Source organism: Streptomyces sp. SID12488 (genome assembly GCF_010548275.1).
Lineage (GTDB): Bacteria > Actinomycetota > Actinomycetes > Streptomycetales > Streptomycetaceae > Streptomyces.
In genome coordinates, this window is sequence record NZ_JAAGLT010000015.1 from 137505 (window position 1) to 156481 (window position 18977).

Below are 18977 nucleotides of genomic sequence, written 5' to 3' on the forward strand. Positions count from 1 at the left end.
CATAGGGTGCGGGGCATGACGACACTCGCACATGACCGCTATTGCGATGAAATCGCACACCAGGTGGGGCAGTTGAGGGGGGTGGTGACCTCCGGCACTGATCTGTCCGCGACCGTGCCGACCTGCCCGGACTGGTCCCTGGAGCAGCTTGTGCGGCACACCGGGGGTGCCCTGCGCTGGGCGGAACTACTGGTGCGCACGCGGGCCGAGAAGGAGGTCGAGGAGGATCAGGTACCGCTGGGCGGCGGGCCGGAGCCGACGGGCGACCCCGCCGCGCTCGACGCCTGGCTAGCCGAGACCGGTGAGCTGCTGGTCGGCACCCTGCGTGCGGCCGGGCCCGACACCAAGGTGTGGTCGTGGGCCGAAATCCACAACTCGGGGTTCTGGGCGCGCCGGATGGCCCACGAGATCACCGTGCACCGCGCGGACGCGACGCTCACCGCCGGACTGCCCTACGAGGTCGCGCCGGACATCGCCGCCGACGCGATCGACGAATGGCTGCAGATCGTCGAGTTCGCGCAGCGGACCGATCCGGACGACCCGGCGAACGAACTGCGCGGGCCGGGGCGCAGCATCCATCTCCACGCCACCGACGGCGCCCCCGAGTTGAACGCCGAGCGAAGCGAGATGGGGGTCCCCCCGCCCGAAGGGTGGGGGAGGCTGGTCGAGCTGGCCGAGGACGGTCTCGTGTGGCGGCGCGGTCATGAGAAGGCGACGGTCGCCCTGCGCGGCCCGCTCACCGACGTCATGCTCGCCTTCTACCGCCGACTTCCGCTGGACAGCCCGCGGTTGGAGATCCTCGGGGACCGGGAGCTGCTGGAGTTCTGGCTGGCGCGGACCAACTTCGGATGACGGACGACCGGTGACAGCGGAGTGGCCCGCCCCCTGATCCGGGGACGGGCCACAACGTACAGCCAGGTACTGCGGACACGGCGAGCGGAACGTCAGCTGTTGCTGGACGCCCCACGACGACGCATGCCGAAGAAGACGGCGCCGCCGCCGACGGCGACCAGGGCAGCCGCGATGCCGGCGATCACACCGGTGTTCGAGCTGGCGCCGGTCTCGGCGAGGTTGGAGCTGCCGCCCGCAGGGGTCGGAACGCTGCTGGCAGGGGCGCCCGGGGTGCTCTCGGACGCCGACGGAGTCGGGGTGGCGGACTCCTCGGGCTCCGACGCCGACGGGGTCGGGGTCGGAGTGGCGGACTCCTCCGGCTGCGAAGCCGACGGGGTCGGCGTCGGGGTCGGGGTCGGGGTGGACTCCGGCGTGCAGGCCTCGTCCGGAGTGTTCACGCCCGACTTGATGTCCTTGTCGACCTGGCGGCCGGCCTTGACGTGAACGCGGTACGTCGTGTTCGGCGCCCAGTCCTCCGCGAAGTCGACGGTGACGCCCTCGCGGGTGCCCACGACGTCCTGTGTGCCGATGAGCTTGTCGCCCAGGAAGACGGTGATCGTCGCGGGGGTGCCCGACGGGTCCTTGTCGGTGACGCTGATGACGCCCTTTTCGCCGTCGCACTTGGCGACGGCGGAGAACTCACTGATGTTGCAGGCGAACGCGTTGCCCGCGACGCCCAGCGCGAGCGCGGCCGAGGCGGAGGCGACACCGAGAATGCGCACGGAACGCGCGGTACGGAGAGATATGGACACGGTTGCCCTTCACGGGGTGCACAACTGAGGGGGGTGGCAGGGGCGAAGAGACCTCATCACCTCATCACCCCCTGGAGTCTCACAGGTCTATAAGCGCGGCATAAGAACTGTCAATGTGTATGCAGGCTCCAGGCATTTGTTTTGCCTACCCGTTAACCAGCGAGGCGTTTCAAAGCCTCCGGAGCGTCCTCGATCCGGTCGACCAGGGCGATTCTGTCCTCCATGGCCCGCGCCCGCGCCAGCGACTGGAGCAACGGCCAGGCGGGCAGCCGCTCGGTCCAGTGGGCGCGGTCCACCAGCACCATGGGTGTCGGCTCGCCGCGCGACTCGTAGTAGTTCGGGGTCGCGTTGTCGAAGATCTCCTGTACGGTCCCGGCGGCGCCCGGCAGGAAGACGATCCCCGAGTTCGAGCGGGCCAGCAGCCCGTCCTCGCGGGTGGCGTTGGCGAAGTACTTGGCGATGTGCGAGGCGAAGGCGTTCGGCGGCTCGTGCCCGTAGAACCAGGTCGGGATGCCCACCGAGCCTGCCCCTTCGGGCCAGCGGGCGCGGACCTCGAAGGCGGCGCGCGCCCAGTCGGTGATCGAGGGCGTGAACGACGGCGCTCCGGCGAGGAGTTCGCAGGCCTCGTCGAGCATGGTGTCGTCGAAGGGGGCCGCGTACGCGCCGAGGTTCGCCGCCTCCATCGCGCCCGGACCGCCGCCCGTGGCCACCGTGAACCCGGCGCGGGTCAGTTCGCGCCCCAGGCGCGCGGCACCGGCGTACGCCTGCGTACCGCGTGCCATCGCGTGACCCCCCATCACCCCCACGACCTGTGTCGCGCGCAGGAGTTCGTCGAGGGCGTCGGAGACGGCGTCGTCGTGGACGGAGCGCAGCATCGAGGCGAAGATGTCGCCGTCGGCCTTCGTACGCTGGAACCAGGCGTACCCGAGGGCGTCGGGTGTCCGCTCGTAACCCTTGTCGAGCCCGGCGAACAACTCGTCCGGCGAGTAGAGATGGCCGCGGTACGGGTTGACGGGCAGGTCCGGGAGGGGCGGGAAGACCAGGGCGCCGTCCGCGCGGACCTTCGCCGTCGCGTCCGGACGCATCGGGCAGCCGAGGAAGACGGCGCCCGCGGTGTCTCTGGTCAGCAACTCCTTCGTACGGTCCGTCAGATCGACGGCCTGGACGCGGAATCCGGCGAGGGTGCCACGGGCCGAGACGGTCGCGTCGAACTCCTGGAGCGTCTCGATCTCACGGTCGTCGTGGTGGGCCGCATGGGCGGGGCTCGTCTGCACCCGCCCATGTAAGCACGGTCGGATCAGCCCTGGACGGCCGCCGGGTCCATCCACATGACTTCCCAGGTGTGGCCGTCGAGGTCGTCGAACGCACGGCCGTACATCTGGCCGTAGTCCTGCGCGTCGCGCGGTTCGGTGCCGCCCGCCGCGAGTGCTCCGTCGACCAGCTCGTCGACCTTCGCGCGGCTCTCGGCGCTCAGACAGATGAGGACCTCGCTGGTCTTCGTGGAGTCCGCGATCTCCTTCTTCGTGAAGTCGGAGTAGCGCGGCTTGCTCAGCAGCATCGCGATGATGTTGTCGCTGATCACGACACACGCGCAGTCGTCGGTCGTGAACTGCGGGTTGATCGTGTACCCGAGTTCGGTGAAGAACTTCTTCGAGGCGGCGACATCGCCGACAGCCAGGTTCACGAAGATCATCTGCTGGTACTCGCTCATGAGGGTCTCTCCCGGTCGGTGTGTTGCTGTTCGATGGGGTAGACCCGGGGGCCGGGCGGAACTCATCGGCCGGTGCGGAATTTCTTCGTACGAGTTTTCGTACGGGTTTGCCCACGGGTTCTGTCGGGGTTCTGTTCGGGGTTCAGGCGGTCAGCGGCAGTGCCGCCAGCTCCGCGATCAGGAAGGTCAGCGGGGCGAACAGGGCGAGGAGGGCGGCGGCGCGCAGACCGGCGGCGGTGCGCAGTGTCGTGGCCGGTGCGCCCAGGCGGACCAGGGCCGCGGTGGTGTCCGCGCGGGCGTGCCTGGCCTCGGCGGCGGCCGTGAGGAGCGTGGCGACGGCGCAGCCCGCCACGACCAGGGCGCCCAGCGTGGTGAGGGGGCCGAGGGACGGGTCGTCGGCGTCGTACAGCACGACCATGGCGTACGCGCCCGACGCGACCGCGCAGACGACGCCCAGGGGGCGGCCGATGCGGGTCGCCTCCTGCATGAGGACGCGGCCGGCGAGAAGGCGGAGGGCGCCGGGGCGGACGGCCTGGAGCAGGCGTCCGCAGAGGTGGGTGAGGCCGGGGCCGGCCAGGGCGAGGCCCAGGGCGGTGAGGGTCCAGCCGACGAGTACGGCGGCGGGGCTGCCGGTGGCTCCGCCGGGCATGGCGAGGCGTGTGTGGGGGGCGCGGGCGGCGTAGGCCTCCACGGCGAGGCCGGCTGCCAGCACGGCGATGCCCCAGGGGAGGTCCCGGGGAGGCAGGTGGGGGGAGGGGAGGCCGGGTTCCTGGGCGGCGGTCTCAGCGGGACCCGGGGTTGGTGCCGCGGGCCGGGACGCGCTGTCCGGCGCTGACGCCGACGGGGTGCCGCTCGCGCCCGTGGTTCGGCGGCGGGCGTCCCGGGGGCGCAGGACCAGGGCGACGGCGATCGACGCCGCCACCGGTACCAGGGTCAGCAGGGTCAGGGCGGCCGGGAGGGGGAGGGGGTGGTCCGCGGCCAGGAAGTCCGCCGCGTCGCCGTCGAACGGCATGCCCGTCAGGTCGCCCCGCAGGTGGAGGAAGAACAGCAGGGCCAGCATCGAACCCAGGGTGCAGGCCAGGGCTGTTGTCGTGGCCGAGACGGCCATCAGGCGGCCCGGGCCCAGGCCGATCGCCGACAGGCCGGGGCGCGGTTTCGTACCGGGGTCGGTGCGGGCCACCGTCACCGCGAAATAGACCGTGGCCGCCAGGGGGGCCAGGCACCAGGCCAGGCGCAGGGCCGAGCCGCCGGGGGTGTCCTGGTGGGCGAGGGCGTGGCCGAGGGTGCCCAGGAGGAGGAAACCCGTGGCCGCCGACGCCGTCGCGACCAGCAGTCGGCGCAGCTGGACGCCCGGGTGGGCGCCGCGGGCTAGACGGAGAGCGAGCACGCGGCCCGGCCTTCCGTGTCGGTCCCGGTCCCAGGCACGGTCTCCGTGCCGGTCTCGGCGACCGGGGGCAGGTGGACGGTGTTCACGCGCCGCCCGTCGAGCAGCGAGACCGTGCGGTCCGCCAGCGCCGCCGTGTCCGCGTCGTGCGTCGCGAGGACCACCGTGATGCCGTGCGAGCGGGCCGCTGTCGTCAGCGTCCGCAGTACCTGGGCCCGGTCCGCCTGGTAGAGGGGCGCCGTCGGTTCGTCCGCGAAGAGGACCGTGGGGGCCGGTGCCAGCGCTCGCGCGATCGAGACGCGTTGGCGTTCGGACTGGCGCAGCTCGTACGGGCGTTTGCGGGCCAGGCCGCCGATGTCCAGGCGCTCCAGCCACTCCAGGGCCGCCGTCTTGGCGCGCCGGCGGCTGGTGCCGCGCAGCATGAGGGGCAGGGCCGCGTTCTCCCAGACGTTCAGTTCCGGCACGAGGGCGGGGGCCGGGTCGATCCAGCCGAACCGGTCGCGGCGCAGCCGTTCACGGGCGAGCGGGCCCATCGTGTGCACCGGCACGCTGTTGAACCAGACCTCGCCCCGCAGCGGTCGTACCAGGCCCGAGAGGCAGCGCAGCAGGGTCGTCTTGCCGCTGCCGCGCGGGCCGCTGACGGCGAGGATCTCGCCCTCCCGGACACCGAGCGAGATGCCGCTCAGCGCGGGTGAGCCGTCGTTGTGCTGGAAGTGCAGGGCGCGTGCCCAGAGCACGTCGTTGTCCGGCGGGGCCACCATCGCGTACACCTCGTTCTGGTCCGTTTTGCCTTGCAGTCCCCCGTGCGGGGGAACGAGAGCAGGGCCGATCGGTTACCAGGCACGCTAAGGATCCTGGGTGTGCACCCCGGACAGCACGCGGCCCGGGGCGCACCCTTCTCACTTGTATGGGTGCAATCCCGGGCCGTAACGAGCGGCTGAACCACTGAACCACTGAACCGCCGGAGGCTAGAGCTTCGTCCACGCCTCCGTCAGGGTCGCGCGCAGGATCTGCTCGATCTCGTCGAACGTCTCCTGGGTCGAGATCAGCGGCGGGGCGAGCTGGACGACCGGGTCACCGCGGTCGTCGGCGCGGCAGTACAGGCCGTTCTCGAAGAGGGCCTTGGAGAGGAAGCCGTAGAGGATGCGTTCCGTCTCGTCCGCGTCGAAGGACTCCTTGGTCACCTTGTCCTTGACCAGCTCGATGCCGTAGAAGAAGCCGTTGCCGCGGACGTCACCGACGATCGGCAGGTCGTGCAGCTTCTCCAGGGTCGAGCGGAAGGCGCCCTCGTTGTCCAGCACATGCTGGTTGAGGCCCTCGCGCTCGAACAGGTCGAGGTTGGCCAGGCCGACCGCCGCCGACACCGGGTGGCCGCCGAACGTGTAGCCGTGCAGGAAGGTGTTGTCGCCCTTGTAGAACGGCTCGGCGAGGCGGTCCGAGATGATGCACGCGCCGATCGGGGAGTAGCCCGATGTCATGCCCTTGGCGCAGGTGATCATGTCCGGCACGTAGTCGAACTTGTCGCAGGCGAACATCGTGCCGAGGCGGCCGAAGGCGCAGATGACCTCGTCCGAGACGAGCAGGACGTCGTGGCGGTCGCAGATCTCGCGGACCCGCTGGAAGTAGCCCGGCGGGGGCGGGAAGCAGCCGCCCGCGTTCTGGACCGGCTCCAGGAAGACCGCGGCGACCGTGTCCGCGCCCTCGAAGAGGATCTCCTGCTCGATCTGGTCGGCGGCCCAGCGGCCGTAGGCCTCCGGGTCGTCGCCGTGGATCGGGGCACGGTAGATGTTGGTGTTCGGGACCTTGTGCGCGCCGGGGACCAGCGGCTCGAAGGGGGCCTTCAGGGCCGGCAGGCCGGTGATGGACAGGGCGCCCTGCGGAGTGCCGTGGTAGGCGACCGCGCGTGAGATGACCTTGTACTTGGTGGGCTTGCCGACCAGCTTGAAGTACTGCTTGGCGAGCTTCCAGGCGGTCTCGACGGCCTCGCCGCCACCGGTGGTGAAGAAGACCTTGTTGAGGTCACCGGGCGCGTAGTTCGCCAGACGTTCCGCCAGCTCCACCGCCTTCGGGTGGGCGTACGACCACACCGGGAAGAACGCCAGCTCCTGCGCCTGCTTGAACGCGGCCTCGGCGAGCTCGACGCGGCCGTGACCGGCCTGGACCACGAACAGCCCCGCGAGACCGTCGAGGTAGCGCTTGCCCTTGTCGTCGAAGATGTAGGTGCCCTCACCCCGGACGATCGTCGGGACGGGGGCGTTCTCGTACGACGACATACGGGTGAAGTGCATCCACAGGTGGTCGTACGCGGTGCGGCTGAGGTCCTTGGAGCCGGAACCGGAGCCGGAACTGGGGTTGTCGGTGGTCGTCACGGTTATCGGGTTCCCCACATGTAGGTCTGCTTCTTGAGCTTGAGGTAGACGAAGCTTTCGGTGGAGCGCACGCCGGGCAGGGCCCGTATGCGTTTGTTGATGACGTCCAGCAGGTGGTCGTCGTCCTCGCAGACGATCTCGGCGAGGATGTCGAAGGAGCCCGCGGTCATCACCACGTACTCGACTTCCGGCATGGCGCTCAGCCCGTCGGCCACGGGGTCCAGGTCGCCGTCGACGTTGACGCCGACCATCGCCTGTCTGCGGAAACCCACGGTGAGCGGGTCCGTGACGGCGACGATCTGCATCACGCCCTGGTCGAGCAGCTTCTGGACGCGCTGGCGCACGGCCGCCTCCGAGAGGCCCACCGCCTTGCCGATCGCCGCGTAGGGCCGGCGGCCGTCCTCCTGGAGCTGCTCGATGATGGCGAGGGAGACGGCGTCCAATTGGGGAGTGCCGTTCCTGGACTCGCGGGAGTCCCTGTGCTCTGCGCTTCGACTGGCCACGCGCTCACTTTGCACGAGGAGTCGACGGTTTCGCAAGGCTCGATCGATGAAATTCGTTGTTCATGGACGCTTATCTTGCGGATTTCGCAGCTGGAGGGGGATCGGGGGTGTTGAAAACGTCGGACTGCGGAATAGGGTGGGTGTCTCAGTCAATGGACACCCGAATCTGGAGGGCCGGCAGTGAGCACCGAGCTGCGTCGTCTGCGCAACTACATCGATGGTGAGTTCCGGGACGCCGCCGACGGGCGGACCACCGAGGTGGTCAACCCCGTGACGGGCGAGGCGTACGCGACCGCGCCGCTGTCCGGGCAGCCGGACGTCGACGCCGCCATGGCCGCTGCGGCCGCCGCCTTCCCCGCCTGGCGCGACAAGACCCCGGCCGAGCGGCAGAAGCAGCTCCTGAAGATCGCGGACGCGTTCGAGGAGCGCGCCGAGGAGCTCATCGCGGCCGAGGTGGAGAACACCGGCAAGCCGATCGGGCTCACCCGGGACGAGGAGATCCCGCCGATGGTGGACCAGATCCGCTTCTTCGCGGGCATGGCCCGGATGCTGGAGGGGCGCAGCGCCGGCGAGTACATGGAGGGGATGACGTCGATCGTCCGGCGCGAGCCGATCGGTGTCTGCGCGCAGGTCGCGCCCTGGAACTACCCGATGATGATGGCCGTGTGGAAGTTCGCCCCGGCCATCGCGGCCGGCAACACCGTGGTGCTCAAGCCGTCGGACACGACGCCCGCCTCCACGGTTCTCATGGCGGAGATCATCGGTTCGATCCTGCCCACGGGCGTCTTCAACGTCATCACCGGGGACCGTGACACCGGTCGGCTGATGGTCGAGCACCCGACCCCGGCGATGGCGTCGATCACCGGTTCGGTACGGGCCGGTATGCAGGTCGCCGAGTCCGCGTCGAAGGACCTCAAGCGTGTCCACCTGGAGCTGGGTGGCAAGGCGCCGGTCGTCGTGTTCGAGGACACCGACATCGCCAAGGCCGTCGAGGACATCTCGGTCGCCGGCTTCTTCAACGCGGGCCAGGACTGTACGGCGGCCACGCGTGTCCTCGTCCAGGAGTCCATCCACGACGAGTTCGTCGCGGCGCTCGCCAAGGCCGCCGCCGAGACGAAGACCGGCCAGCCGGACGACGAGGACGTGCTGTACGGGCCGCTCAACAACCTGAACCAGCTGAAGCAGGTCTCCGGATTCATCGAGCGGCTGCCCGCCCACGCCAAGGTCGAGGCGGGCGGTCACCGGGTCGGCGAGAAGGGCTACTTCTACGCCGCGACCGTCGTTTCGGGCCTGAAGCAGGACGACGAGATCATCCAGAACGAGGTCTTCGGCCCGGTCATCACCGTCCAGTCCTTCTCCGACGAGGCGCAGGCCGTGGGGTGGGCCAACGGCGTGGACTACGCCCTCGCGTCGTCCGTGTGGACGAAGGACCACGCACGCGCGATGCGGATGTCGAAGGTCCTGGACTTCGGCTGCGTGTGGATCAACACCCACATCCCGCTGGTCGCGGAGATGCCGCACGGCGGCTTCAAGAAGTCCGGCTACGGCAAGGATCTCTCGGGGTACGGGTTCGACGACTACACACGGATCAAGCATGTGATGACGTCGCTCGGCGGCTGAGGGTGGTTTGAGGGCTGTCTGTAGCACGCGTGCGGCCCCGGGCGGGAGTTCTCCGTCCGGGGCCGCACGGCTGCGTGGCCCCGGCGGCTCGGCAGGCCCGCCCGCAGGCGACACGATGTCGCACCGGCGCCGTGCTGCTCGACACGGCGTCGACTTTCCCGGCCTGCGTACCGGTGATGTCCCGCCTGATCGTGGGAACGCCCGCGCTGTGCGCCCGCAGTAAGGAGAAGCAGGCCGGCCGGCGGCCCGTCATCGCCGCGGCTCTCGCCGAACGCGCGGGCTTGTCCTCGCCCACGGGACCGGTCCCACTGGTGCGCGGCGCCGCCGCGGTGGACGCCCTGAACATCGAGTCGACCTTTGGACCTCCTCCGACGGTGACCCGGACCTCGATGCCCTCCTCGTCGAGGTCTTCGCGGCCCTCGCGCTTTCCACGGTACGAACGCCGCCGGTGACCGTTGCCGTCGACGGGCGGGCCTGTCCGGTGGCATTTTTGAACGTGTTCAACTTGGGCGTATGCTGCCTCCATGAGTGACAGAGCCGCCCTGCTCAAGGGCATTCGCGCCTGGTTGGCCGTCTTCGTCGTGGGTCTGGTGCTCAGTGGCGCCACAGCTTTCCCCCTCGTGCACGAACTGCGCTGGACCGAGGGAGTGCTGCGGGCCCTGTCCGTCCCCGAGCGGTTGCCGGGGATGATGGCGTGGATCGAGCGGGTACGCGAAGGCATCGACGCCACCGACCAGCGCTACCCCTTCGTCCTCTACGGCACGGACTGGCTCGCCTTCGCCCACCTCGTCATCGCGGTCGCCTTCTACGGGCCCTACCGCGACCCCGTACGCAACATCTGGGTCGTCGAGTTCGGGATGATCGCCTGTGCCGGGATCATCCCGCTCGCGCTGATCTGCGGGCCGATCCGGGGGATTCCCCTCTGGTGGACGGTGATCGACATGTCGTTCGGGGTGTTCGGGGTGATTCCGCTGTACGTCGTACGGAAGCGGATCAAGCGGCTGGAGGCGCTGATGGCGGCGCCTCCGACCACGGCCCACGTCACGGTGTGAAGGCCGCCTGCGCGATGCGTGCGGCGACGGGATTCAAGCCCTGGCCCTTCGCGTCGGTCGAGTTGACGCTGTAGACGAGGGTGCGGGACAGGTCGCGGGTGGCCGCGATGACCGAGTTGTAGCCCCATCGGCCGCCCGACTTCAGCCACACCTCCGTGCCGTCGGGGGTGACGTACCGCTGGAGGCCCGCGCTCATCGTGGCGCCGGGTACGCCGGCCGGCAGCGTGAACATCTCCTCCAACTGCGTTCGCGGCACGACCCGCCCGCGGAACAGGGCGGTCAGGAACCGCTCCAGGTCGGCCGTCGTGGAGATCATGGCGCCCGCCGCCCAGCTGTCCGTGGTGCCCCACACCGTGACGTCACGGAACTCCGTCGTGCCGTCCGCGCGCGCCACGGCCTGGTAGCCGTGGTTGTGCGGCCCCCGGATGTCCGGATCGCTGCAGGGAAAGTACGTGTTCCGCATTCCCAGCGGGGCGAAGACCCGGCGGGTCGTCTCCTGCTCGTACGAGTGGCCGGTGGTCCGCTCGATCAGCAGCCCGAGCACGGTGTAGTTGATGTTGAGGTAGTGCTGCTCGGTGCCCGGGGCGAACTCGGGCTTCTTGGCGGTGGCGTCGGCGACCATCTCGCGGGGCGAGTGGAGGTCGAAGCGGCGCGCGTACCACTCCTCGAAGGTCGTACCTGTGCCGTCGGCGGCCGGGATGCCACTGGTGTGGTTCAGGAGTTGGCGCACGGTCACGTGCTCGTACGTGCTGGGGATCAGGTCCGGAAGGTAGTGCCGGGCCGGTCGGCCGAGGTCCACCCTGCCCTCCGCCGCGAGTTGGAGCACGACCGCCGCCGTGACCGCCTTCGTCGTCGAACCGGCCCGGAAACGCGCGTCCGGGTCCGCCGCCCGCCCGCTCGCCAGGTCGTGCACACCCGCGCTGCCGCGCCAGACGCCGCCGGTGCCTCCGACCCGTACGAGAGCCGCCGTCGCGTCCGCGTCCGGTAATCCGGCGAGCGCGGTCCGCAGCGCCTCCGCGTCCGGTGCCGTGCCCCGCGCGGTCGCCGGGTCGGAGGCGGCCGACGCGGGAACGGCGAGGGCACCGGCCGGCAGGGCGAGGGTGAGGGTGAGGACGGTCGCGAGGGCTGTGGCGCGGGCCGCGGTACGTGTGCGCATGTGCATCGGCTTCTCCTGCTGGTGGCGGCTGGTGTTGATGCTCACATCCTTGATCCTTACGGGCTGACGTGGATCGTCGTCGAGGAGGACACCGACCCTGGTCCCGGCCTGGGGGCAACAGGCGTACCGCATCCGGATCTTGCCGGGGTTCGCACCTAGGGCCCGTGTCCCGGGCGGCCGTGGGCAGGGGGCGAAAACTGTTATCGGTGGTGCCCCCCGACCGTCTCCTCGGGCGACCTGGCGGCGAACTGGTGTGCAACAGGGCGACGTAAGGTGCACACACGTACGAGAAGGGGCTTTTGTGGACGGGCGCCAGTGGAGTTCCACCATCGCTGCGGCGCAGGCCGGTGACCGGCGGGCGCTGGACGAGCTGGTCGCGGGCTGGCTGCCGTTGGTCTACAACATCGTCGGCCGGGCCCTGAACGGTCACGCGGACGTCGACGACGTCGTGCAGGAGACCATGCTGCGGGCCGTGGACAACCTCGGCTCACTTCGCGACCCGGACAGCTTCCGGTCGTGGCTCGTCGCTATCGCGATGCGGCAGATCCGGGACCGCGCCCGCCGCCGTACGACCGACACCCTGCGTGACGAGACCGCCGACGGAGCCGCCGACTTCGCCGAACTCACCGTGCTGAGGCTCCAGTTGGAGGGCCAGCGCCGCGAGGTCGCGGAAGCGGTGCGCTGGCTCGACGACGAGGACCGGCAGCTGCTGTCCCTGTGGTGGCTGGAGGTCGCGGGCGAACTCACCCGGCGTGAGCTGGCGGCTGCCCTCGGGATCAGCCGGCAGCACGCCGCCGTACGCGTCCAGCGGATGAAGGAGCGTCTGGAGGCCTCGCGCGGAATCGTACGGGCGCTCGGCGGCGCCTGCCCCGACCTGCGAGAACTGACCGTCCGCTGGGACGGCGACCCGGACTCGGTGTGGCGCAAGCGGCTGGCCCGGCACATCAGGGGGTGCGCGTACTGCGCGGGCCCCGGCGAGGCGGTCGTCGTACCGGCGGAACGGCTTCTCGTCGGCATCGCGCTCGTCCCGCTGCCCGTCGGCTTCACCCTGTCGCTGGCCTTCGGTGGCAAGACGGCCGTCGCCGCCACCACCGGTGCCTCCGTCGGCTGGTCGGGCAAGGTGCTCGGCGCCCTGACCAAACCAGCCGTCGCCCTGAGCGCCGGGGCGACGATCGTCGCGGGCGGCGCCTACGTCACGACGTACCCCGCGAAGGACCCGCCGCCGGCCGTCGCGGCCCCCACGGCCCGCCCCCATTCCCAGGCGCCCGTCACCTCCCCGCCCCGGTCCCCGTCGGCGTCGCCCTCTCCCACCCTTTCCCCCTCACCCTCCACCTCGCCCACTCCCACCCCGTCGGCGACGCGGCCGAAGTCGGCCCCGTACGGCACGGTCGTCGACGCCGTCGACACGGCGCCCGACCCGAACGCACGGCCCGCGGCCCTCCCGCGCCGGCCCGAGGCCGGGATCACCAGCACCGGCGGCGCGCACGCCACCATGAACCACCGCGGGGACAGCGTGACGCTCACCGGCCAGGGCTATGTCCTCGTCCGCTGGCAGATCTCACCGCAGTACCGGGCCGGCAGCCTGGTCATGCCGGCCTGGACCGGCCTGAAGGGCAGGCTCTTCCACGTGGCCTCGGGCGGTGGCCGCCGGATGGACGACCGGGTCAGCGGCACCGACAGCTCGGCCACCGGCATGGGCAGCTCGGCCACCGGCTACGCCGTCCCGCCGGCCGGCACCCAGCAGATGTGGCAGAACGAGTACTTCTACGTCGACGGCAGCGTCACCCTCACCGTGAACGAACGGGGCGCCGACTACGGCCTGAACGTCTTCCCGACGACCTGGGACAACGTGGAGGGCGACGTCACCAGCGGACCCCCCGATGGCGCCACCCGCTACGGCCTGGTCCGCGACACCGGCAAGGACGACACCCCCGTCCCGCAGTACGTCACCCGGGCGACCCCGGCCGATCCGGCGACCGTGGCTCAGGAGTCCCGGGTGTAGGGAGCCGCCAGCAGCGGAGCCGCGTCACCCCTTGCGCAGCGCGCACAGCGTGTCGATCCGGTTGGTGGTGATCGAGTCGACGCCGGCGTCCAGCAGCCGCCGGATGGAACGACGGGTGTCCGGAGTCCACACCGACAGCAGACAGCCGTCCCGGTGCACCCGCGCCACGAGCCTCCGGTCGACCAGGGTGAAGCGGTAGTTGAGCCAGCGCGGGCGTACGGCCGCGAGCAGGGCGGGGCGCGGCGGTGCGACGCTCTTCCAGGTCAGGGCGATCTCGGCGGACGGGTCGGCCGCGCGCACCGCGAGCATCGCCGAGGCGTCCGCGCAGTAGTACACGCGTTCCTCCGCCGCGCACTCCCGGACCATGTCCGTCACCCGTCGTACCGCGCGCGCGTCGGGCGACCCCGGCAGATCGATCATCACCCGGCTGCCCTCGGTCGCGGCCAACGCCTCCGCGAGCGTCGGCACCCCGCCCTCCGTCAGCCCGCGTACCTCGGCCGCCGACAGCACGGCCAGCGGCCGGTCCCGCTCCCACAGCCGCTTCAGCGTCGCGTCGTGCAGCAGCACGGGAACGCCGTCCCGGGTGAGCCGTACGTCGATCTCGACCGCGTCCGCGCCCTGGTCGAGCGCGGAACGCAGCGAGTCGGTCGTGTTCTCACGGACGCGGTAGGGGTCGCCGCGATGGGCCACGGCGGTCACGTTCTGCATGGGCCCATTGTGCGTGGGCGGGGCCGGTGGTGTTTGTCAGGGGGCGAGCCATGCCGAGGTGTAGGTGTCGATCTCGGCGGCCAGCGCGGCCTTGCCCGCCGGGTCGAGGAAGGAGGCCTCGACGGCGTTCTTGGCGAGGTCGGCGAGACCCCACTCGTCGAGGTCCAGCAGCCGGGCGGCGACCGCGTACTCGCTGTTGAGATCGGTGCCGAACATCGGCGGGTCGTCGGAGTTGATCGTGACGAGGACGCCGGCCCGCACGAACTCCTTGATGGGGTGCTCGTCGAGTGTGCGGACCGCGCGCGTGGCGATGTTGGAGGTCGGGCAGACCTCCAGGGCGATGCGCTGCTCGGCGAGGTGCGCGAGCAGTTCGGGGTCCTGCGCGGAACTCGTACCGTGGCCGATGCGTTCCGCGCGCAGATGGTTCAGCGCGTCCCAGACCGTCTCCGGGCCGGTGGTCTCGCCTGCGTGCGGCACCGACCGCAGTCCGGCGGCGATCGCCCGGTCGAAGTACGGCTTGAACTGCGGCCTGGGTACGCCGATCTCGGGTCCGCCGAGCCCGAACGAGACCAGCCCCTCCGGGCGCAGCCGGTCGTCGGTGGCGAGCCGCACGGTCTCCTCGGCCGCTTCGAGCCCGGCCTCGCCCGGGATGTCGAAGCACCAGCGCAGTACGGTCCCGAACTCGGCCTCGGCCGACTTGCGGGCGTCCTCGATCGCGTCCATGAAGGCGCGCGCGTCGATGCCGCGGCGGACGGAGGAGAACGGGGTGATGGTCAGCTCGGCGTACCGGACCTGCTGCCGGGCCATGTCCCGGGCGATCTCGTACGTCAGCAGCCGTACGTCCTCGGGGGTCCGGATGAGGTCCACGACGGACAGATACACCTTGATGAAGTGGGCGAAGTCCGTGAACGTGAAGAAGTCGGCCAGGGCCTCGGGATCGGTGGGCACCTGGGAGTCGGGGTGGCGGGCGGCCAGCTGCGAGACGATCCGGGGGGAGGCGGAGCCGACGTGGTGGACGTGCAGTTCGGCCTTGGGCAGCCCGGCGATGAAGGCGTGCGGGTCAGGGGCGGCGGCTGCGGCAGGCTGGTGGTGGTCGCTCAAGGGTTCCTCCCCGGGAACGGCGCCCCGGATCGTGCGACGGTCGGCGGGACGCAGGTGATCGGCTGATCGATGACTCGGGGATCATCGTAGGCCGGGCCCACGGGGAGACGCCTGTGGATTCCGCCGCAGGGCGGGAGGGGGCGGGGAGAGCGCAGATGCCCCGTCGCCCGGTGATCGCGGGCCGTAGCATGACGGAACGCACGAACGAGGGGACCCCACGCATGTCCGACGCCGCGCAGCCGCCGCACCCACCGGAGAACATCCCCGGGGAGGGGGCGAGTTCCGAGGGCGCGGCGACCGGGGAAACCGTCAGCGCAAGCCCCGCGAACGGCACACCCGCGCGGGTCCCGCTGGACAAGCCTCCGGCCGGACCCGCCACCGGCGGCACGACCGTCTCCGACGCCGAGTTCAATCCCTGGGCACCGCCGGCAGCGGAGACCCCTCGCTCGGGTTCCGCCCCCGAGGGCCCCGGCAGCACGGTGTTCTGGAACAACGGCGACACCACCCCGCCACCCCCCGGTGTCCACCACCACCCCACGGCCACCTCGACGCCCGCGGCCACCACGCCCCCGCCGGGTGCCCACACAGGTCCGCCCATACCCCAGGCCTCCCAGCCCTGGGCCAACCCCTTCGCGGCCCCCGGCGCTCCCGCGGCAGGCACCCCGCAGGACAACCCCTTCGCACCCCCCACCCCGCACTCCTCCTACGCCCAGCCCGCCGCGCCGGGTGAGCCGGTCCCCCCGCCGCCCGTAGCACCCGACGGCCCCGGACAGGCCCCGTACGGCTACCCGTCGTACCCGACCTACCCGTCCGATCGGCAGGACTACGGCTACCCGCAGCAGCCCGGATACGCCGTCGGCCCCGCGCATCCCGCGCCCCCGATGTACGGCGGCACCGGCTACGGCTGGGCCCCCATGGCGCCTCAGCCGATGAACGGCATGGGCACGGCCTCGCTCGTGATCGGCATCATCTCGGCTGTCTTCTTCTGCCTCTGGCCGCTGGCGATCATCCTGGGCATCCTCGCCGTGGTGTTCGGCCTGATCGCCCGTGGCAGGGCCCGCCGGGGCCAGGCGACCAACGCGGGCCAGGCGCTGGCCGGAATCATCTGTGGTGGCGTCGCCATCGTCCTCGCCGTGACGGTCGGCGTCCTCATCATCGCGTTCGGCGAAGAGGGGTCCGCGGACGACTTCGATGGCGGTTACTCGACCTCCCTGTCCCAGCAGGTCTAGCGAGCGGGCCCGGTGAGCGGGTCGAACGGGCCGCGTCGGGCAGGCGGAGCCGAGCGGCCCCGGGAAGGCCGGGTGCGAAATCCGTACCCCGGTGTCCGTGGCGTGGGCCCCGGGACAGGCCTTTGCCCAGCCTTAGCCCCGCAACCGCTCCCGTGCCGCCATCAGCGCGAACCCGAGCAGGTTCGGCCCCCGCCACCGCTCGGGGTCCATCGCCGCCTCGTCGTCCGCGGCGAGTCCGATGCCCCAGACGCGGTCGACCGGGCTCGCCTCCACCAGGACGCGCTCGCCGGTACCCAGCAGAAAGCCCTGCAGGTCACTGTGGGCGGCGAACTTGTGGACGCTGCCCTCGACCACGATCCCGAACCGCTCGCGCTCCCACACGGCCTGGTCGAAGCCGCGCACGAGCCGGCCGGCCTTCTTCGCCAGTGCCGGGTTCGGTGCCGAGATCGCTCGCTGCTCCGCCTCCGCGTCCTCGAACAGGCGGGCCTTGGCGGCCATCATCCAGTGCTCGGCCGTCGCGTACTCGACTCCGTCGACCGAAAACGCCGCCGGCCACCACTGGCTGAGACAGCTCGCTCCCACGCGGCCGTCGGGGCGGGGCCGGTGCCCCCAGAAGTGCAGGTACTTGACCCGGGCCCCCGCACGGACTTCCCTGGTCAGGGCCTCCAAAGAATCGATCTGCCCCGACTGCTCCGGGTTGGCGGTGTTGGCGGTGTTCGTGCCGAGTTTCCCCATGCACGCGAGTCTGGCAGCCACCACTGACATCGCGTCCCTCATTTCCCATCCCGCTGGACACCTCGTCGACAGATTCCGTCGCGTAACCAAATGGCAACAACGGAATCCCTTGTTGGAGTCCACTTACTCTGTCAGGATCGGCACTCAAATCGACCTGGAGCTACGTTGACCCCCGCAGTACGGGGCGGGCGACGGAGGAGAGCGACATGCACATTCCGGGCCATCGCTTCCCGGCGCAGGAGCGGCTCGCGGCCGGCGCGCAGTACATCGCGGGCCGTCTGACGCGCGGCACCTCAGGCCGTACGCACGAGGTCGTCGATCCAGCCACCGGCGAGGCGGTCTACACCTACGAGCTGGCCGGTCACGACGACGTGGACGCCGCCGTCGCCGCCGCACGCGCGGCCTTCCCGAGCTGGGCCGGGGCCACGCCGGGCGAGCGTTCCGACGCGCTGCACCGTTTCGCCGCCGTCCTCGCCGAGCGCGCCGAGGAGTTCGCGCGCGCCGAGTCCCTCCAGTGCGGCAAGCCGCTCAAGCTGACCCGCGAGTTCGACGTGCCGGGGACGATCGACAACACCGCGTTCTTCGCCGGTGCCGCCCGGCACCTCCAGGGACAGTCGGCCGGGGAGTACTCCGGTGACCACACCTCGTACGTCCGCCGGGAACCCATCGGCGTCGTCGGGTCCATCGCGCCCTGGAACTATCCCCTCCAGATGGCCGCCTGGAAGATCCTCCCGGCGATCGCGGCCGGCAACACGATCGTGCTCAAGCCCGCCGAGCTGACCCCGCTGACCTCGCTCCTCTTCGCCGAGGCGGCCACCGCGGCCGGCATTCCGGACGGGGTGATCAATGTCGTCACCGGGACCGGCAAGGAAGCCGGTGAGTATCTCGTCGGGCATCCCGATGTCGTCATGACGTCCTTCACCGGGTCCACCGCCGTCGGCAAGCGTGTCGCCGAGGTCGCCACCGCCACCGTCAAGCGGCTCCATCTGGAACTGGGCGGCAAGGCACCCTTCGTCGTCTTCGACGACGCCGATCTCGACGCCGCCGTCAACGGCGCCGTCGCGGGCTCGCTCATCAACACCGGGCAGGACTGCACGGCCGCCACGCGCGCGTACGTGCAACGGCCGCTGTACGAGGAGTTCGTCGCGAGAACGGCCGCCCTCATGGACACCGTCCGGCTCGGTGATCCGTTCGCCCCGGGCACCGACCTCGGGCCGCTCATCTCGCACGCGCAGCGCGACCGCGTCGCCGGTTTCGTCGAGCGGGCGCGTGCCTACGCGCGCGTGGTGGCAGGCGGGGAGGCTCCCCAGGGGGAGCTGAAGAGCGGCGCCTACTACCGGCCCACCCTGATCGCCGACGCCGCCCAGGACAGCGAGATCGTGCAGTCCGAGATCTTCGGGCCGGTGCTCGTCGTACTCCCCTTCGACAGCGACGACGAGGGCATCCGGCTCGCCAACGACACGCCGTACGGGCTTGCCGCCTCCGTCTGGAGCCGGGACGTCTACCGGGCGAACCGCGCCACCCGCGAGATCAAGGCGGGCTGCGTGTGGGTCAACGACCACATTCCGATCATCAGCGAGATGCCCCACGGGGGGTACAAGGCGTCCGGCTTCGGCAAGGACATGTCCACGTACTCGTTCGAGGAGTACACACAGATCAAGCACGTCATGTTCGACAACACCGCGGTTGCCCGCAAGGACTGGCACCGCACGATCTTCGGGGACCGCTGACCGGACACAGGCCGACCGACCAGCGGCCGAATCA

Annotated in this window: 16 protein-coding genes and 1 pseudogene; 6 read left to right on the top strand and 11 right to left on the bottom strand. The window is 70.8% G+C overall.

All coding sequences use genetic code 11. The annotated features are described in order from the left end of the window. The first annotated feature begins 15 nt into the window (after nt 1–15). Complete coding sequence (locus G3I56_RS23145) at nt 16–852, top strand: maleylpyruvate isomerase family mycothiol-dependent enzyme (protein WP_164411944.1); 837 nt, start codon at nt 16–18, stop codon at nt 850–852. Nucleotides 853–944: 92 nt separating this feature from the next. On the opposite strand, the gene G3I56_RS23150 is transcribed toward G3I56_RS23145, so the two are convergent. From G3I56_RS23150 to G3I56_RS23180, 7 genes are all read right to left on the bottom strand, one after another. Continuing rightward, complete coding sequence (locus G3I56_RS23150; RefSeq protein ID WP_164411946.1) at nt 945–1643, bottom strand: LAETG motif-containing sortase-dependent surface protein; 699 nt, start codon at nt 1641–1643, stop codon at nt 945–947. Nucleotides 1644–1795: 152 nt separating this feature from the next. Beyond that, nucleotides 1796–2917 (bottom strand): LOG family protein, encoded by a 1122-nt coding sequence (locus G3I56_RS23155; protein WP_164411948.1) that lies wholly within the window; start codon nt 2915–2917, stop codon nt 1796–1798. 23 nt (nt 2918–2940) lie between these two features. Further along, nucleotides 2941–3354 carry a VOC family protein gene (locus tag G3I56_RS23160; RefSeq protein ID WP_164411950.1) on the bottom strand — a complete coding sequence of 138 codons (414 nt, stop codon included), beginning with the start codon at nt 3352–3354 and terminating at the stop codon, nt 2941–2943. A gap of 142 nt (nt 3355–3496) precedes the next feature. Further along, nucleotides 3497–4741: a hypothetical protein gene (locus G3I56_RS23165; RefSeq protein ID WP_164411953.1), complete on the bottom strand. Its 1245-nt coding sequence runs from the start codon at nt 4739–4741 to the stop codon at nt 3497–3499. Further along, nucleotides 4723–5499, bottom strand: coding sequence for an ATP-binding cassette domain-containing protein (locus tag G3I56_RS23170; RefSeq protein WP_164411962.1), 777 nt, complete (start codon nt 5497–5499; stop codon nt 4723–4725). The genes G3I56_RS23165 and G3I56_RS23170 overlap by 19 nt, the downstream gene beginning before the upstream one ends. 207 nt (nt 5500–5706) lie before the next feature. After that, complete coding sequence (locus G3I56_RS23175) at nt 5707–7107, bottom strand: aspartate aminotransferase family protein (protein WP_164411964.1); 1401 nt, start codon at nt 7105–7107, stop codon at nt 5707–5709. A 2-nt stretch (nt 7108–7109) separates the two neighbouring features. After that, nucleotides 7110–7625: an Lrp/AsnC family transcriptional regulator gene (locus tag G3I56_RS23180; protein WP_164411966.1), complete on the bottom strand. Its 516-nt coding sequence runs from the start codon at nt 7623–7625 to the stop codon at nt 7110–7112. A gap of 165 nt (nt 7626–7790) precedes the next feature. Here G3I56_RS23180 and G3I56_RS23185 point away from each other — a divergent pair, with 165 nt between their 5' ends. Next, on the top strand, nt 7791–9230 hold the full coding sequence (locus tag G3I56_RS23185; RefSeq protein ID WP_164411968.1) for a gamma-aminobutyraldehyde dehydrogenase: 1440 nt from the start codon (nt 7791–7793) through the stop codon (nt 9228–9230). A gap of 524 nt (nt 9231–9754) precedes the next feature. Continuing rightward, complete coding sequence (locus tag G3I56_RS23195) at nt 9755–10282, top strand: hypothetical protein (protein ID WP_164411972.1); 528 nt, start codon at nt 9755–9757, stop codon at nt 10280–10282. Here G3I56_RS23195 and G3I56_RS23200 read toward each other — a convergent pair. Next, the gene (locus tag G3I56_RS23200) at nt 10272–11444 is read right to left on the bottom strand and encodes a serine hydrolase domain-containing protein (RefSeq protein WP_164412087.1); all 1173 of its coding nucleotides are present in this window, start codon (nt 11442–11444) and stop codon (nt 10272–10274) included. The two genes, G3I56_RS23195 and G3I56_RS23200, sit on opposite strands and share 11 nt — an antisense overlap. 295 nt (nt 11445–11739) lie before the next feature. On the opposite strand from G3I56_RS23200, the gene G3I56_RS23205 reads away from it, so the two are divergent. After that, nucleotides 11740–13440, top strand: coding sequence for a sigma-70 family RNA polymerase sigma factor (locus G3I56_RS23205; protein WP_164411974.1), 1701 nt, complete (start codon nt 11740–11742; stop codon nt 13438–13440). Between the two features lie 24 nt (nt 13441–13464). On the opposite strand, the gene G3I56_RS23210 is transcribed toward G3I56_RS23205, so the two are convergent. Next, nucleotides 13465–14148 (bottom strand): glycerophosphodiester phosphodiesterase, encoded by a 684-nt coding sequence (locus tag G3I56_RS23210; protein WP_164411976.1) that lies wholly within the window; start codon nt 14146–14148, stop codon nt 13465–13467. A gap of 36 nt (nt 14149–14184) precedes the next feature. Beyond that, a pseudogene (locus tag G3I56_RS23215) lies at nt 14185–15350 on the bottom strand (adenosine deaminase). Nucleotides 15351–15470: 120 nt separating this feature from the next. Between G3I56_RS23215 and G3I56_RS23220 the strand changes: the two are divergent. Then, nucleotides 15471–16478 carry a DUF4190 domain-containing protein gene (locus G3I56_RS23220; protein WP_164411980.1) on the top strand — a complete coding sequence of 336 codons (1008 nt, stop codon included), beginning with the start codon at nt 15471–15473 and terminating at the stop codon, nt 16476–16478. Between the two features lie 132 nt (nt 16479–16610). Here the strand turns inward: G3I56_RS23220 and G3I56_RS23225 are convergent, their stop codons facing one another. Next, nucleotides 16611–17213 carry an NADAR family protein gene (locus G3I56_RS23225; RefSeq protein WP_164411982.1) on the bottom strand — a complete coding sequence of 201 codons (603 nt, stop codon included), beginning with the start codon at nt 17211–17213 and terminating at the stop codon, nt 16611–16613. Between the two features lie 206 nt (nt 17214–17419). On the opposite strand from G3I56_RS23225, the gene G3I56_RS23230 reads away from it, so the two are divergent. Continuing rightward, on the top strand, nt 17420–18943 hold the full coding sequence (locus G3I56_RS23230) for a gamma-aminobutyraldehyde dehydrogenase (protein WP_164411983.1): 1524 nt from the start codon (nt 17420–17422) through the stop codon (nt 18941–18943). The last annotated feature ends 34 nt before the right edge of the window (nt 18944–18977 follow it).

Coding starts and splice junctions, on each gene's coding strand:
- G3I56_RS23145 (WP_164411944.1), top strand. CDS start 16: ATGACGACACTCGCACATGACCGCTATTGCGATGAAATCGCACACCAG.
- G3I56_RS23160 (WP_164411950.1), bottom strand. CDS start 3,354: ATGAGCGAGTACCAGCAGATGATCTTCGTGAACCTGGCTGTCGGCGAT.
- G3I56_RS23170 (WP_164411962.1), bottom strand. CDS start 5,499: ATGGTGGCCCCGCCGGACAACGACGTGCTCTGGGCACGCGCCCTGCAC.
- G3I56_RS23195 (WP_164411972.1), top strand. CDS start 9,755: ATGAGTGACAGAGCCGCCCTGCTCAAGGGCATTCGCGCCTGGTTGGCC.
- G3I56_RS23200 (WP_164412087.1), bottom strand. CDS start 11,444: ATGCACATGCGCACACGTACCGCGGCCCGCGCCACAGCCCTCGCGACC.
- G3I56_RS23210 (WP_164411976.1), bottom strand. CDS start 14,148: ATGCAGAACGTGACCGCCGTGGCCCATCGCGGCGACCCCTACCGCGTC.
- G3I56_RS23220 (WP_164411980.1), top strand. CDS start 15,471: ATGTCCGACGCCGCGCAGCCGCCGCACCCACCGGAGAACATCCCCGGG.
- G3I56_RS23225 (WP_164411982.1), bottom strand. CDS start 17,213: ATGGGGAAACTCGGCACGAACACCGCCAACACCGCCAACCCGGAGCAG.
- G3I56_RS23230 (WP_164411983.1), top strand. CDS start 17,420: ATGCACATTCCGGGCCATCGCTTCCCGGCGCAGGAGCGGCTCGCGGCC.